Raw genomic sequence first — 15,113 nt, 5'->3', positions numbered from 1 at the left:
TCATGATACAGAAGCTCAAAAACAACGTTTTAACGCGCATTAACCAAAAAGATATACTGATTGATTACTTTTTCAAAAAGAACGATCAAGCAAAGCCTGTTGTCATATTTTGTCATGGCTATAAAGGTTTCAAAGATTGGGGCGCGTGGGACTTGGTTGCAGAAGCTTTTGCTGACGCAGGATTTTTCTTTGTGAAGTTTAATTTTTCGCATAATGGCGGAACGATGGAACAACCAATTGACTTTCCAGATTTGGAAGCATTCGGTGAGAACAATTATACCAAAGAACTAGATGATTTGCAATTCGTGATCAATCATATCATGAAAGATTCTTTTGTATTTTCTGCGGAAGCGAACACACAACATATTTCTTTAATTGGTCATTCGCGCGGCGGCGGAATTGTAATTATAAAAGCAGAAGAAGAACCTAAAATTTCTACGGTAATTTCTTGGGCTGGCGTTTCAGATTACGCGTCACATTTCCCGAAAGGAGAAGCTTTAAAAGAGTGGAAACAAACAAATGTAATGTATGTTGTAAATGGTAGAACGAAGCAAGAAATGCCACATTTTTATCAGTTTTTTGAAGATTTTAAAGCGAATGAAACACGTTTAGATATTGAAAGAGCGACCAAAAACTTGAAAATTCCACAATTGATTGTTCATGGAACTTCAGATCCTGCAGTTCCACTAAAAGATGCAGAAAATTTACATAAATGGAATCCGAAAAGCACATTAGAATTCATTGAAAAAGCCGATCATGTTTTTGGCGCGCGTCATCCGTGGAACGAATTGAAATTGCCAAACAATCTGGAAGAAGTTATAAAAACAACGATTAAGTTTATAAAAAATGCATAAAAAAAAGTGACCCGAAGTTCACTTTTAAATATGTTAACAGCAAAAATTTAGCAAAATTTAGCGCTTATTGTAGCTGTTATAATTATGATACAATGTGCAGACGACCATGTAACCGTAGTTACTGTAGGAGTTACACCGCCTTCTATTTCCATTTGTTGGCTATCTGTCAAAATACAAATACGCTCTTTGTTCAATTCTAATCTTTTAATGCTTCGTTTTTTCATATTAGTAAGTTTTAATTAGTGAATAATAAATATGCAAGAAATCGTGTTTAGGCACAATTACAATGCGTGTCAGCATTTGTGTAAGCTGTAGATACAGAAATTGTACACAGTAATGAAACACCACAAACCCAAGTGCCTGCGTAGCCTGCTTTTATTTCAGATGGACTCATGTCTGAAATTACTTTTTTCTTTAATTCCAATTTTTTCATACTTCGTTTTTTCATATTAGTAAGTTTTAATTTGTGAATAATAATTGAAATATAGAAGATAATACTACCTAAAACCTACTGAAACAATGTAAAGGTGCGAAAGAGTTCTTGCAATTTATAAATTGCATATAAATGCAGTTAAATGACAGCAAGTCAAGGTGGAAAAGCTGGTTTGAAGCTTGTGAATAAGAGCTTGAGAATTCGATAATTGTAGTTCCTTTAATTTAAAATATATAGCTGATTTGGTATGAAAATTGCCAAATTTCAATAGAAGAAGTATTGATAACTAAAGTGGCAGGAAAGGAAAGAAAAAAGAGCGAACCGAAGTTCGCTCTGAGTTAAGGATTATAAAATAATAATATATTCTACCGTTGTGAGTCCGCCGCTAATCTCATTAACATGCTGAACTTCGTATTGTGTCAATTTTTCTAACATATCAATTATCTTTCTTGATTATTACACGTTTCTGGATGACATGTATATACCATTGCTGTATCACCGCTACAATTGGGATCGTCCGAACCTCTTCTCAACTGCCCTTTTAAAGCTTCAATTTTTAGACTACTAATTACTTTTTTGTTTAAGTTGAGATTTTTTAAATTTCGTTTTTTCATATTATAAAGTTTTGGTTAATATCTAAAAATACAAAATATTATGATGTAACTGATTTATTGTTTCTATAATGAAAAAGTTTAGGTACAAAAAAAGCCATTCAAAAAATGATCTTGAATAGCTTTCTAGTATGTTGAAAAATATTTTATTCTGTTTCTTTCAATATCAATAATGGCAAACGACTTTCGAAGTCAGATTTCTTGATTGAATTTTGTTCCCACAATTTTTTAAAGAATCCACGTTTGCGTCTAAAAACACAAATTAAATCTGGATTGTTTTCATTCAAATGTTCCAAAACTCCTTGAAATAACGTTGCATTTTCCGAACTTTTATACGCAGATGTAATTGCGGCTAATTCCGAATGAAACTCTAAATCTTCAGGTAAAAATTTGGGTGTTTTTATTTGTAACAAACGCATTTTTGCACCAAAAGCTTCTAATATTTTTTCTAGAGGCTCTAAAACTTCTTTGCGCTTTATCATTCCAGATTTTATAGCTGTTAATACCTTTTTAATTGGCTTAAAAACGTATCCTTCTGGCACAACCAATACTGAAATATCTGTTTGTTTTATAATACTTCCTGTCGTATTTCCTAAAAACACTTCTTCTTTAATAGAGTTGCTTCTTGGTCCGACAATAATCAAATCAATTCCTAACTCTTTATCTATCGAATTAATGCTGTCAATTACGTTTCCTTTCGCAGAAATAATAGAAACATCTACACCTTTTAGGTTCACACTTTCTACTACTTCTTTCACATTATTTGCAGTCTCACGACCTACAATTTCATCTACATTTAAAATTGTTCCTGCTTTCGAAAGCACTTTGAAAGCTCTAAATACGAATACTTTTGCGTTGATTACTTCTGAAAAATCAATTGCATATTGCAACGTGTTTTTTGCATTTTCAGAATTTCCAATAGGAACCAAAATATGTTTCATCGTCTTAATTTCTTGCAAAAATAATCATTTTTTAATTCAAAGGTTGTAATTCCGTTTTTTAAACCTCAAAAAGTAACTATCTTTAAAAAGAATAATTCATTCCAAAACTTACATGATTCCTAAAATAAAGATAAAAACAGCTGTATTAAAGCGTTTTCTGTGGTTTTACTGCTTGACTATTTTTAGTCTTCTGATATTTATATTTTTGTTAATTCTACACAAAAACAACTATGTAGTAACTAATACAGTCGGGTTTTTTGGAGACATTGTAGACAATATATTGACGAGTCCATTATTTTATGGAATCGCGCTGATTCCTTACTTACTTTTCTTATTGATAAAAAGTATTATACGCAACTACCAACAACATAAAATTAAAGGAGTATTAAAAGGTATTTTCTTTAAAATAGTGATTCCTGTGCTAGTTATTTTTACAGGAAATAAAGCGTTGCAAAACTATCGACTCTCTGAAGTGTTACACTATACTTGGGCTACTGATATAGAAAACAATCTTGCCAAAGTAAACAATTATTATAGCATTGATAACAAGCAACGAGGCATTCATGTTTTCAATATAACTAGAAATTTAGAAGACATTGAACAACTTAAAACGAACAATTTTGAATGGATTACCATTACGCCATTTATAGATCAAGAGCATTATAAGAAACCAACATTACGATTAATTTCTGATGACAATTACATCAAAAGACTAAAACGCTACAAAGCTATAAAAGCAGCATGCGATACATTTGGAATGAAAATAATGCTAAAACCTCACATTTGGTTGTCCAAAATGGAAGACGGAAAATGGCGGTCTGACATTGAAATGGAAACTGAAAACGACTGGAATCTTTGGTTTGAAAATTACAGTCAAATCATGTTAAAATATGCGGAAATCGCACAAGAATTACAACTAGAACAGTTCTGTATCGGAACAGAATTAGAAACAACAGTCTATAAAAAACCCGAAAAATGGAACGTTTTAATACAACAAATAAAATCAATCTATAAAGGAAAACTAACCTATGCAGCCAATTGGTACAATGAATATGAAGCAGTTCCTTTTTAGGAATCACTAGATTACATAGGAATTCAAGCGTACTTTCCGTTAAGTGAAACCGACAATCCAACGCTGGAAGAGCTAGAAAATCATTGGAAAAAACATACAGAAAACATGGCGTTGGTTAGTAAAAAATATAACAAACCAATCCTATTTACAGAAATCGGATACAAATCTATTCAAGGAACTTCAAAAAAACCTTGGGAATGGAATGGTGTTCAAAATTTATATGCTAAAATCTCTAAAAAAGAACAACTGTTGTGTTATCAGGCATTTTTCAATACCATTTGGGAAGAACCTTGGTTTCATGGAATTCATATTTGGGAATGGCAAGGTCATGGCAAATCAGATGGAAATAACACCAATTTTACTATTGAAGGCAAACCATCACTAAATCTCATTGCAAAATATTTTAAAATACAAGCAAAAGAGAAGCACTAAAAATAACAATTCACACCAAAAAATTCATGAGCTTACAAATTCGCACAGGAACCTCAAAAGATATTGATACTTTACTAAACATTGCCAAAGCATGTGCTAAACATATGATTCACAACGGAATATTTCAATGGAATGAAAATTATCCGAATAGAAAAGCGTTTTCAACTGATGTCGCTCGAAATGAATTATACGTATTAATTGAAGCTTCTCAAATTATAGGTTGTGTTGTAATCTCTACGTTCATGGATGAAGAATATAAAACTGTTAATTGGCTTTCGCCAGATAATACAAGCGTGTACATTCATCGATTGGCAATTCACCCAGAAGCACAAGGAAAAGGGTACGCGCAATACTTGATGCAATTTGCAGAAACACACGCCATAGAAAATAATTATCGTTCTATAAGATTAGATACGTTTAGTAAGAACCTCAGAAACCAAAAATTTTACGAACTTCGCAACTATAAAAAACTAGGAAACATATACTTTCCGAAACAAAGTGTATATCCATTTTACTGTTACGAACGCATCCTTTGAAAACACAAATCACTACTTCACAAATCAATAAATTAGCAATTCCAGCTTTAATTGCCGGAATTGCAGAACCGTTATTATCTATCACAGATACGGCAGTTGTTGGACATATTGACATAAACGCAACGGAAGCGTTAAGTGCTGTCGGAATTGCAGGCGCGTTTATCTCTATGTTAGTTTGGGTTTTTGGACAAACCCGAAATGCAATTTCTGCATTAATATCACAATACTTAGGCGCGAACAAACTAGAGCAAATAAAAACGTTGCCAGCGCAAGCCATTGCAATCATTCTTACCATAAGTTTTATATTAATCCTGATCACATATCCTTTTGCAGAATACATTTTAAATTTCTACAATGCAGAAGGCATCATTTTAGAATACAGCAGTTCGTATTACCGAATTCGAATCTTTGGATTGCCTTTTACGCTCTTAACATTTGCCATATTTGGTATATTTGGAGGTTTGCAAAATACGTTTATTCCAATGATTATTGCAATTGTTGGCGCGTTGCTAAATGTTGCTTTAGACTTTGCTTTGGTCTACGGAATAGAAGGACACATTCCTGCTATGAATGTAGATGGCGCGGCGTATGCAAGTCTAATTTCGCAAATATTCATGGCAGTAGTAGCCGTTATATTTGTATTGAAAAAGACGTCAATTCCACTAAAAATACAATTCCCATTACACCACGAATTGCCAAAACTTGCGGTAATGATTGTAAACTTAGTCATCCGAACCATTGCATTAAATGTGGCGTTATACTTCGCAACATCTTTTTCGGCGGCTTACGGCGCGGAATATAGTGCCGCATATACAATTTTATTAAACATTTGGCTTTTTGGAGCATTTCTCATTGATGGATATTCTAGTGCTGGAAACAGTTTATCAGGAAAACTTTATGGCGAAGAAAATTATGAAGAATTGGTGAAACTAAGTGTCAAACTCACCAAATATGCTATAATTATTGGTTTTATGATGTTACTCATTGGCGGAACATTATACTATCCTATCGGGAGAATTTTTACAGAAGAACCAGCGGTTTTAAACGAATTTTATACTGTTTTCTGGATCATTCTTATCATGCAACCAATTTGTGCCATTGCCTTTATTTTTGATGGAATCTTTAAAGGATTAGGCAAAATGGCAACACTTCGCAACATATTATTAGTGTCAACATTTGCGGTATTTGTCCCAACAATTTTCATTTTAGATGAACTCGATTTGAAGTTATACGCAGTTTGGATTGCGTTCACACTTTGGATGACTGCTCGTAGTTTTCCATTAATTTTCATCTTCCGAAGAGAATTTATTCCGAAAATTAAGAAAAAGTGAAAAGGCAACTGAGCGGAGTCGAAGTTTAGACTTGCATCGCTTCTTGGATTGTTGGACTTGTTTGGATTTTTAGACATGTTAGACTTACTTAGATTAGTTGCCTAATAAATATGAATTTCAAATCGTCAGTTCGAGTAAATTTGCAAAGCAAATTTGTATCGAGAACTACTTATTTCCATAAAATTTGAATCAAAAAATATATTCTACATTTGTCAAACGAAAACAAAACAACATGACCACAACAAGAACCAACGGAAGTCTATACACAAATATTCGAAACAACATTGCAACGATTGAATTTGGACATCCTGCAAGCAATTCCTTTCCTGGCGAATTGTTAGATCGATTGACCAGCGAATTGAAGAAACTCGGAGAAAACGACGCTGTACATGTCATTATTCTCAAAAGTGAAGGCGATCGTGCATTTTGTGCAGGCGCATCTTTTGATGAACTCGTTGCGATTGAAAATTTAGAAGATGGAAAAACATTTTTTAGTGGTTTTGCAAACGTAATCAACGCAATGCGAAGCTGTGGAAAATTAATAATTGGTCGTGTACAAGGAAAAGCAGTTGGTGGCGGCGTTGGATTAATTTCTGCCTGTGATTATGCATTTGCAACCGAAGCTGCTTCTATAAAACTCTCCGAATTAACTATCGGAATTGGTCCTTTTGTTATTGCGCCAGCGGTTCAAAACCGAATTGGAAAAGCAGGTTTCTCTGAGTTAAGTCTCGCGCCAAGCGAATGGAAAAATGCCTATTGGGCAAAAGAAAAAGGCTTATTTGCCAAAGTATTTGAAAACCAAAAAGAGTTGGATACAGAAGTAGAATTCTTCGCAAAAAAACTTGCTTCGTACAATCCTGATGCATTAGCAGGAATGAAAAAAATATTGTGGGAAGACACCGAAAATTGGGACAAACTCTTAGCCGAACGCGCAGAACTTTCTGGAACCTTAGTTTTATCTGAATTTACTAAAAAGGCGTTGGCGAAGTTCAAGAAGTGATTTTTTGTCATTCCTGCGAAGGCAGGAATCTATAATCGTCATCTTAAAATGTAAATTGCAAAACGTCATAGCGAATGAAATGTTTCACATTGAGCGCAGTCGAAATGAAGCTATCTGTTGACAAGTAGCAGATTACTTCGTCGCAAACTCCTTGTAATGACGGATCAAAACAAAGGCATAAAATTTGATGCTTTTTAGAAATCAATTCTATTCTTATGAAAAAAATAATTCCAAGTATTATTGTTTTATTTCTGTTACTTTCTTGTTCTAAAAAAGAACAGTATTATGGAAATTGGGTTGCCGTTGATTTCCCCAATGAGAAGCCAATTTATATCAAAATAAACCAAGACAGTATCGCTTTGAGTCAGAATGAAGTAATTTGGAGTTCTTATCCAGTTTCTATTAAAAATCGAAGTCTAACGTTTTCTGAACAAACTTTTGAATCATCAATTTCAGAAGATTCAATGTGGATTGATGGACAAGCATATAAAAAAATTCAATTTAAAAATCCAATAGAAGTTAAATTGCCAAAGCTTGAAGGATATTACTTTGATGAACTATTATTAACTCATCAAACAATAGATATTTACTGTGGAAAAAAACCAACTACAGACGAATTTTATATTCGACATCATGATACACTTTTACAAGTAGATGCGCATCATGACGTCTATATGAATTATAGTGAAAGTGTATATCGTAATGTTTATAAAGTTGTACTACACTGTGATAAAAATGTAAAAATGAAAGATGTAGAATCCATTTTCTTAACCAGTTGTTTTTCTGGTTTCTACACAATTTTTCTAGCAAACAATCAAGAGCAACCTTTTATAGCTCCAATAGGAAACAATATTATAAATAAAGAGTTCCACAGAATAAAATTATTGCCAGATGTAAATCCAAACTACATTAAGGAATATATTGTACAATATCTACCTGATCGATTTGGTCAAATGAATTTTTTTGTTGAAAACAATGAACCATTTCAATATACATTCTTAATAGGAAATGAATTTTATTTTGGAAAAGAAAAGCTTTCAAAACAAGCATTTTCTGAACATATGAAAACCACAATAAAAAACAAGAAACCTATGTTGATGTTGTATGATTTAGAATCTAATTATAAAAGCTACTTAGAATTTGTTAGTATTTATAAAACTATTTTAGATGAAGAACGAAATAAAACAGCTCTTTCGTTATTCAATGTTTCTATTAATAAATTAGATGAAACACAGCAAGATAGTATCAGAATTATACATCCATATAAATGTATACGACACTACTCCATTCCACATTTTCTATCTTTTGAAGAATCTCCAGATGGAAACGTTGAATTTCCATTTAAAAATATAAGAGAGCAAATTCCAGCAGCATATTTTGAACAAGTAAAAAAAGCAAAATAAAAGATTCGTTTAGCTAGAATGCTAGCGCGAGTTTTTAACTCGTGACGATAAACTAACTAAAAAAAACATTCGTGCATTCGTGGCGAAAAAAGTCCAAGACCTTGATTATTGACTCTAAAGTCTAGATTCCCGTCGTAATTTATCTTGAGTAAAATCGAAAGACGGGAATGAAAAAACACAAAATATCCTATCTTTGCACATTAATTGAAAATGAAAATGAGCAAAATTCGCATTACAAAGCAATTTAATTTTGAAACCGGTCATGCTTTATACGGTTATGACGGGAAATGTAAAAACGTACACGGACACAGTTATAAACTTTCGGTAACCGTGATTGGAAATCCTATTACAGACGATACAAACGTAAAATGGGGAATGGTCATCGACTTTAGCGATCTTAAAAAAATCGTAAAAGAAGAAGTTGTAGATGTATTTGATCACGCAATTGTGTTTAACAAACATACGCCACATGCTTCGTTGGCAATGACAATGCGCGGCGAAGGACATAATGTAATTTTAGCAGATTATCAGCCAACAAGTGAAAATATGGTGATCGATTTTGCTGCGAAAATAAAAAGCAGACTTCCAAAAGACATTCAACTATTTGCATTGCGTTTACAAGAAACCGATTCGTCATGCGCGGAATGGTTTGCGAGTGATAACTAGCGAAGCGCAGTACTCAACTTGATTGAGTATCTCATTAATTGAACACTGAGCACAGTAGTTATGCGTTTCAACGCATAACAACGTAGAAATAGATTCCTGCCTGCATTTCGATTTAACTCAATGTGACACGCAGGAATTACAGAATTGTTATATTTACACCATGAACATTCCCGAAGGAAAAAAAATATACTTCTCTTCCGACAACCATTTAGGCGCGCCAACGGCAGAAGCTAGTTTTCCGAGAGAAAAAAAGTTTGTGGCTTGGTTGAATGAAATTGAACACGATGCCGCCGCCATTTTTCTATTAGGCGATTTGTTCGATTTTTGGTTCGAATATAAAACCGTAGTTCCAAAAGGCTTTGTGCGAACGCTTGGAAAATTAGCTGAACTGAGTGATAAAGGCATTCAAATTCATTTTTTTGTGGGAAATCACGATTTATGGATGGATGATTATTTTGAGAAAGAACTCAACATTCCTGTATATCACAAACCACAAGAATTTACATTTAACAATACTACATTTTTCATTGGTCACGGTGACGGATTAGGTCCTGGAGATAAAGGATACAAACGCATGAAAAAGGTATTTACGAATCCTTTTTTCAAATGGTGTTTTCGTTGGTTGCATCCAGATATTGGCATGCGAATTGCACAATATTTATCTGTTAAAAATAAACTGATTTCAGGTGATGAAGATGCTAAATTTTTAGGAGAAGACAACGAATGGTTGGTTCAATATGCGAAACAAAAACTTGAAACTAAACACTACGATTATTTTATTTTTGGACATCGTCATTTGCCTTTAGAAATAGACCTCAACGAGAAAAGTCGCTACGTAAATCTTGGCGATTGGATTCATTATTATACCTACGGAGAATTTGATGGGAAAGTACTTTCGTTGAAGAAATATGAATAGCTGCGAACATTGAGCGGAGCCGAAATGTAGATTGTTAGACTTTTTAGAAACGTCATGTCGAGTGAAATTCTGAAAGAATTTAGTATCGAGATATACTTCGAGTTTTGCTATTTATTTTAAAATATCATATTTTTTCAAAACGCACTAAAAGCCAAAAGCAAATAGCTAAAGGCTATAAAAAGCTACTCTTCCTTAGAATGCGCTTCCATATCTTTAGTTAAATCTAAATTTCTGAACGATGGAGAAACAAATCCTGTAGTAAGCACTGTAATTAACGTCATAGTTCCGCCAAAAACTACAGCAGTAACTGTTCCCATCAATTTTGCGGCAACGCCACTTTCAAAAGCTCCTAATTCATTAGACGAACCTACAAACATTGAGTTTACAGCAGCCACGCGTCCGCGCATTTCGTCAGGTGTTTTTAGTTGTAATATGGTTTGACGAATTACCATTGAAACACCATCAGTGATTCCACTAAAGAATAAGGCTACTAATGAAATCCAAAATATATCTGAGATTCCAAAAATGATGATACTTATACCAAATCCGAAGATGGCAACGAGCAATTTCATTCCTGCATTTTTAGTAATTGGAATATACGCTGTAACCAACATCGTAATTAACGCGCCAACGGAAGTTGCTGCACTTAACAAGCCAAATCCGAGCGAACCTACATTCAATATTTTCGTGGCATAAATTGGTAATAAGGCAACTGCGCCACCAAATAAAACGGCAATCATATCTAAGGTTAATGCGCCTAAAACGGCTGGTTCATTACGCACAAAATTGATGCCTTCTTTTAAACTTTCTTTTACACTTTCTCCAATTTTAGGATTCATGATTGGTTTCTTCGGAATTAATAATAAAAGACCAAATGATAATACGACAAGCACAAATACGACACATAAAGAAAAGTGGACACCAATCCAAAAAATGGATAATCCAGCGAAAGCTTTCCCTAAAATACTCGCCATTTGCCATGTAGAACTGCTCCACGTTGCGGCATTTGGGTATATTCTTTTAGGAACAATTAACGCAACTAAAGAAAAGATAGTTGGACCAAAAAACGAACGCAAAAAACCGCCAAAAAATACCATTGCATAAATACCTAACAAAACTGTGTTTTCAGCCCAACCCGAAATTACTTCAGGCCATGTCAATAAAAATAATCCTAAACTTATGATTGAGAACAATCCAATACAGATTGATAATAAGGTTCGTTTTTCTTTTTGATCTACAATATGTCCTGCAAATAATGCCATCGAAACGGCAGGAATTGCTTCTGTAAGTCCAATAAAAGCTAATGATAATGGATCTTTGGTAATAGAATACACTTGCCATTCAATCACCATAAATTGCATAGACCAACCAAAAACCAAGAAGAATCTAACGAGTAGAAAAATGTTGAATTCTTTGAATCGCAATGCTGCGTACGGATCTAGTTTTTGCACTTTGTAATATTTATCGCCAAAATTAAACTATAAAATACAAATCGTTTAACTTAATGATGATAATTCTATAAAATGAAAAAATTACATGCTTAATGTTTCATTAAAACATATTGAATTAGGAGTTGAATTTCCATCTTCAAATCTTCAAATTGGTACATTTTCAAATTAATACATTGATACATTATCTAATATCTTTCAAACGTAATTGCAAAGTCACAGTTCCGTTCCATTCGTTTTCGTCAACGGAATATACGGCGTCAAATAGATTTTTGTTTTGCACTTTGGAAAGTTTTTCGCCCAGATTGAAACCGATTCCAGAAATCGCCTTTGATTTTCGTTGTATCGCCTTTATTTTTAAATGATCTTCCTCTGCGCCAACACATTTTGCCCAACCTGTATCTTGTAATTGTGTACTCATAAAAGTCGGACTCATATTTTGCGGACCAAATGGTGAAAATTGTTTTAAGATTCTATAGAATTTTGGAGTAATTTCTTTGAGTGCGATTTCTTTATCAATTAGAATTTCTGGTGTTAGCAGATTTTTATCAATCGAATTTTTCACAACTTCTTCAAACGCATCTTTAAATGCTTGATAATTTTCTTCTTTCAAGGTTAATCCTGCGGCATATTTATGTCCACCAAATTGTATGATATGTTCCTGACATTGTTCTAAGGCATTGTAAACATCGAATCCTTTGACAGAACGTGCAGAAGCGGCTAATTTATTGCCACTTTTTGTGAACACTAATGTTGGACGATAATAGGTTTCTATTAAGCGTGAAGCGACAATTCCGATGACGCCTTTATGCCAGTTTTCATCGTACACAACCGTTGTAAAACGTTCTTGTTCTTGTAATTTTTCTATTTGTTGAAAAGCGGCTGTTGTAATTTCTTGATCGAGCGCGCGACGTTCTGTGTTGTAGGTTTCAATGGACGCTGCGTATTGTTTGGCAACTTCCAAATCGTTCTCCGTAAGTAATTCAACCGCATGTAACCCTTGACTTATTCTTCCTGCAGCGTTAATTCTTGGAGCTATTACAAAAACAACATCTGTAATTGTTAATTCTTTCTTTTTTAGTTGATCTATAATTGCTTTAAATCCTGCTCTTGGTGCCGAATTAATGACTTGCATTCCAAAATGTGCTAAGATTCTGTTTTCGCCTGTAAGCGGAACAATGTCTGCTCCAATTGCTGTTGCGACTAAATCTAAATACGGAAATAAATCAGTAATGGTTTGCCCTCTTTTTGAGCCTAATGCTTGAATGAGTTTGAAGCCAACGCCACAACCGCACAATTCGTCATACGGATAATTACAATCATCTCGTTTTGGATCTAAAATTGCAACCGCTTTTGGCAATTCGTTTCCAGGTCTGTGATGATCGCAAATGATGATATCAATGTTTTTTTCGTTTGCGTATGCAACTTTATCAACGGCTTTTATGCCACAATCGAGTGTGATAATTAATGAAATATCATTGTCTTCTGCAAAGTCAATTCCTAAAAAGGAAAGTCCGTAACCTTCTTCATATCTATCTGGAATATAAGTAGCTACATTTAGATAAATGGTTTTTAAGTATGAAGAAACCAACGCAACCGAAGTTGTTCCGTCTACATCATAATCGCCATACACCATTATATTTTCGCCATTGGTTATTGCTTTGTCAATTCGCGCGACAGCGAGATTCATATCTTTCATTAAAAACGGATCGTGAATATGTTCTAACGAAGGACGAAAAAAGTTTTTGGCATCTTCATAGGTTTCAATTCCACGTTGCAATAGTAGTGTTGCAACCGTTTCATTGACTTGCAATACGTCTACTAAATGCTCAATTTTATGTGTTTCTGGTTTTGGTTTTAATGTCCAACGCATGGTTTTTTTGGTTTAGATTTTTAATGTACTTTTTTGGTTTCAGAGTACTTCTCGATACAATTTTCTCCGAAAATCACTCGAAGTGACGTTTTGGATAACAAAACAATATTTTGTTAAAAAGGTGTCAGATTGAGTGAAATTTTATAAGAATTCAGTATCGAAATCTAATTTTACAGGTTGCTTATTATTCTACTACTATCGTCAGATCGAGTGAAAACTCGTAGAGTTTTTTGTATCGAGATCTAATTCAATAATCATAATGTTGTTTTTTACTTCAAAGCACTTCTCGATACAATTTTCTGCGAAAATTACTCGAAGTGACGTTTTGAACAATTGACGACTGATGAAACTATAAGTAACATTTTTAGTTACAAAGGCGTTAGATCAATTATAAGTCAATATTATAATATGTTTTTCATTTTTAAATACTTATAAATACAATTTTTTCTAAAATTACTCAAAGTGACATTTTGGGCTACAAAGGCATCAGATCGAGTAAAATTCTGGAAGAATTTTGTATCGAGATCTACTTTCTTGTTCTAAATTTCTTCTTCGCTAAATTAGGTAATGCTTCATATCTATCATCAATCAAAGCTTCCTTTTTAGCACGCGACCATTTTTTGATTTGTTTCTCTTTATCTATTGCAATATTTATATCTGTAAAAGAAGCATAAAAAACCAATATTAAAGGTCTTCTAAAGTATGTATAACTTTCTTTGTGAAAACCATTTTGATGTTGTTGAAAACGTTTTTCAAGGTTGCTTGTAACTCCAGTATAATAAGAGTCATCAGAACATTTCAATATATATACATACGATACTTTCATTTTCCTAATTTAAGGTATCGTTTCAGAGTCTTCTCGATATAAATTTGTTGTACAAATTCACTCGAAGTGACGGTTTGAATTACTTACGTCAGATCGAGTGGAAAACGTGATAACGTTTTTTGTATCGAGATCATATTTGATAAAAAAACTTTACGTTTCCAAGTACTTCTCGATACAATTCGCTTTGGCGAATTACTCGAAGTGACGTGTGTGAATTAAACTGAGGAAAATTATACTACAATGTTAAAAACCTTTTCTCGATACAATTTTCTCTAGAAAATTACTCGAAATGACGATTTACTATAACTAAATAAGATTGTTAGCTGCTGTGAAAATACGTATTCGTTTCCACTTTTGCAAAACGACGGAACATTTCCATGACGCCACAATAAGTTTCTACAGATAAATCAACGGCTCTTTGAATTTTATTTTCATCTAAATCAGTTCCATAAAAATGATAATCAACTTTTACAGAATGATAGTATTTTGGATGTTGCTCTGTGAGTTCACCAACAACTTCCATTTTAAAATCAGCAACTGAGGTTTTCATTTTGTTTAGAATTGAAATTATATCCAATCCTGAGCAACCTGCCAACGAAGATAACATCATTGCTTTTGGACCCAATCCGTCATAGTTTCCACCATTTTGAGGTGAAGTGTCCATTAATACACTGTTTCCGCTTGGATTATCCGATTCGAATAACATATTTCCTTTCCATTGTGTTGTGATTTTATCTGCCATGTCTGAAGTTTTTCGTTTCTTGTGAATTC

General features: G+C 33.5%; 15 protein-coding genes and 1 pseudogene. 8 read left to right on the top strand and 8 right to left on the bottom strand.

The features are described from left to right. Positions 1–2 precede the first annotated feature (2 nt). Positions 3–854 carry an alpha/beta hydrolase family protein gene (locus IMCC3317_RS14565; protein ID WP_174805956.1) on the top strand — a complete coding sequence of 284 codons (852 nt, stop codon included), beginning with the start codon at positions 3–5 and terminating at the stop codon, positions 852–854. Positions 855–901: 47 nt separating this feature from the next. Here IMCC3317_RS14565 and IMCC3317_RS14560 read toward each other — a convergent pair whose 3' ends face one another. The 4 genes from IMCC3317_RS14560 to IMCC3317_RS14545 all read right to left on the bottom strand — a co-directional run bounded on the left by IMCC3317_RS14560 (position 902) and on the right by IMCC3317_RS14545 (position 2,839). Further along, complete coding sequence (locus IMCC3317_RS14560) at positions 902–1,078, bottom strand: class I lanthipeptide (protein WP_160130228.1); 177 nt, start codon at positions 1,076–1,078, stop codon at positions 902–904. Between the two features lie 47 nt (positions 1,079–1,125). After that, a complete protein-coding gene (locus IMCC3317_RS14555) occupies positions 1,126–1,302 on the bottom strand; it encodes a hypothetical protein (protein WP_160130227.1) in 177 nt (58 codons plus the stop codon). A gap of 425 nt (positions 1,303–1,727) precedes the next feature. Further along, positions 1,728–1,901, bottom strand: a complete 174-nt coding sequence (locus IMCC3317_RS14550; RefSeq protein ID WP_160130226.1) for a hypothetical protein — start codon at positions 1,899–1,901, stop codon at positions 1,728–1,730. Positions 1,902–2,044: 143 nt separating this feature from the next. Further along, entirely contained in the window at positions 2,045–2,839 is a 795-nt protein-coding gene (locus tag IMCC3317_RS14545) for a universal stress protein (protein ID WP_160130225.1), read from the bottom strand. Between the two features lie 112 nt (positions 2,840–2,951). On the opposite strand from IMCC3317_RS14545, the pseudogene IMCC3317_RS23895 reads away from it, so the two are divergent. The 7 genes and pseudogenes from IMCC3317_RS23895 to IMCC3317_RS14505 all read left to right on the top strand — a co-directional run bounded on the left by IMCC3317_RS23895 (position 2,952) and on the right by IMCC3317_RS14505 (position 10,195). Continuing rightward, a pseudogene (locus IMCC3317_RS23895) lies at positions 2,952–4,343 on the top strand (glycoside hydrolase family 113). Between the two features lie 26 nt (positions 4,344–4,369). Further along, on the top strand, positions 4,370–4,879 hold the full coding sequence (locus IMCC3317_RS14530; protein WP_160130222.1) for a GNAT family N-acetyltransferase: 510 nt from the start codon (positions 4,370–4,372) through the stop codon (positions 4,877–4,879). Next, positions 4,876–6,210 (top strand): MATE family efflux transporter, encoded by a 1,335-nt coding sequence (locus tag IMCC3317_RS14525; RefSeq protein ID WP_160130221.1) that lies wholly within the window; start codon positions 4,876–4,878, stop codon positions 6,208–6,210. The genes IMCC3317_RS14530 and IMCC3317_RS14525 overlap by 4 nt, the downstream gene beginning before the upstream one ends. A 232-nt stretch (positions 6,211–6,442) precedes the next feature. After that, positions 6,443–7,210: an enoyl-CoA hydratase/isomerase family protein gene (locus IMCC3317_RS14520; protein ID WP_160130220.1), complete on the top strand. Its 768-nt coding sequence runs from the start codon at positions 6,443–6,445 to the stop codon at positions 7,208–7,210. Between the two features lie 215 nt (positions 7,211–7,425). Next, positions 7,426–8,613 (top strand): hypothetical protein, encoded by a 1,188-nt coding sequence (locus IMCC3317_RS14515; protein WP_160130219.1) that lies wholly within the window; start codon positions 7,426–7,428, stop codon positions 8,611–8,613. Positions 8,614–8,829: 216 nt separating this feature from the next. Then, positions 8,830–9,279, top strand: a complete 450-nt coding sequence (locus IMCC3317_RS14510; protein WP_160130218.1) for a 6-pyruvoyl trahydropterin synthase family protein — start codon at positions 8,830–8,832, stop codon at positions 9,277–9,279. A gap of 160 nt (positions 9,280–9,439) precedes the next feature. Next, positions 9,440–10,195, top strand: coding sequence for a UDP-2,3-diacylglucosamine diphosphatase (locus IMCC3317_RS14505; RefSeq protein ID WP_160130217.1), 756 nt, complete (start codon positions 9,440–9,442; stop codon positions 10,193–10,195). 182 nt (positions 10,196–10,377) lie between these two features. Here IMCC3317_RS14505 and IMCC3317_RS14500 read toward each other — a convergent pair whose 3' ends face one another. The 4 genes from IMCC3317_RS14500 to IMCC3317_RS14485 all read right to left on the bottom strand — a co-directional run bounded on the left by IMCC3317_RS14500 (position 10,378) and on the right by IMCC3317_RS14485 (position 15,084). After that, positions 10,378–11,646: an MFS transporter gene (locus tag IMCC3317_RS14500; protein WP_160130216.1), complete on the bottom strand. Its 1,269-nt coding sequence runs from the start codon at positions 11,644–11,646 to the stop codon at positions 10,378–10,380. A 181-nt stretch (positions 11,647–11,827) separates the two neighbouring features. Then, on the bottom strand, positions 11,828–13,516 hold the full coding sequence (gene recJ / locus IMCC3317_RS14495) for a single-stranded-DNA-specific exonuclease RecJ (protein ID WP_160130215.1): 1,689 nt from the start codon (positions 13,514–13,516) through the stop codon (positions 11,828–11,830). A 526-nt stretch (positions 13,517–14,042) separates the two neighbouring features. Beyond that, positions 14,043–14,342, bottom strand: a complete 300-nt coding sequence (locus IMCC3317_RS14490; protein ID WP_160130214.1) for a GIY-YIG nuclease family protein — start codon at positions 14,340–14,342, stop codon at positions 14,043–14,045. Positions 14,343–14,661: 319 nt separating this feature from the next. Then, positions 14,662–15,084 carry an OsmC family protein gene (locus IMCC3317_RS14485; RefSeq protein WP_160130213.1) on the bottom strand — a complete coding sequence of 141 codons (423 nt, stop codon included), beginning with the start codon at positions 15,082–15,084 and terminating at the stop codon, positions 14,662–14,664. Positions 15,085–15,113: the final 29 nt, after the last annotated feature.

The organism is Kordia antarctica (assembly GCF_009901525.1).
Taxonomy (GTDB): Bacteria; Bacteroidota; Bacteroidia; order Flavobacteriales; family Flavobacteriaceae; genus Kordia; species Kordia antarctica.
The sequence above is the reverse complement of the archived record's forward strand: the minus strand, read 5'-3'. Positions and strand labels throughout refer to the sequence as shown.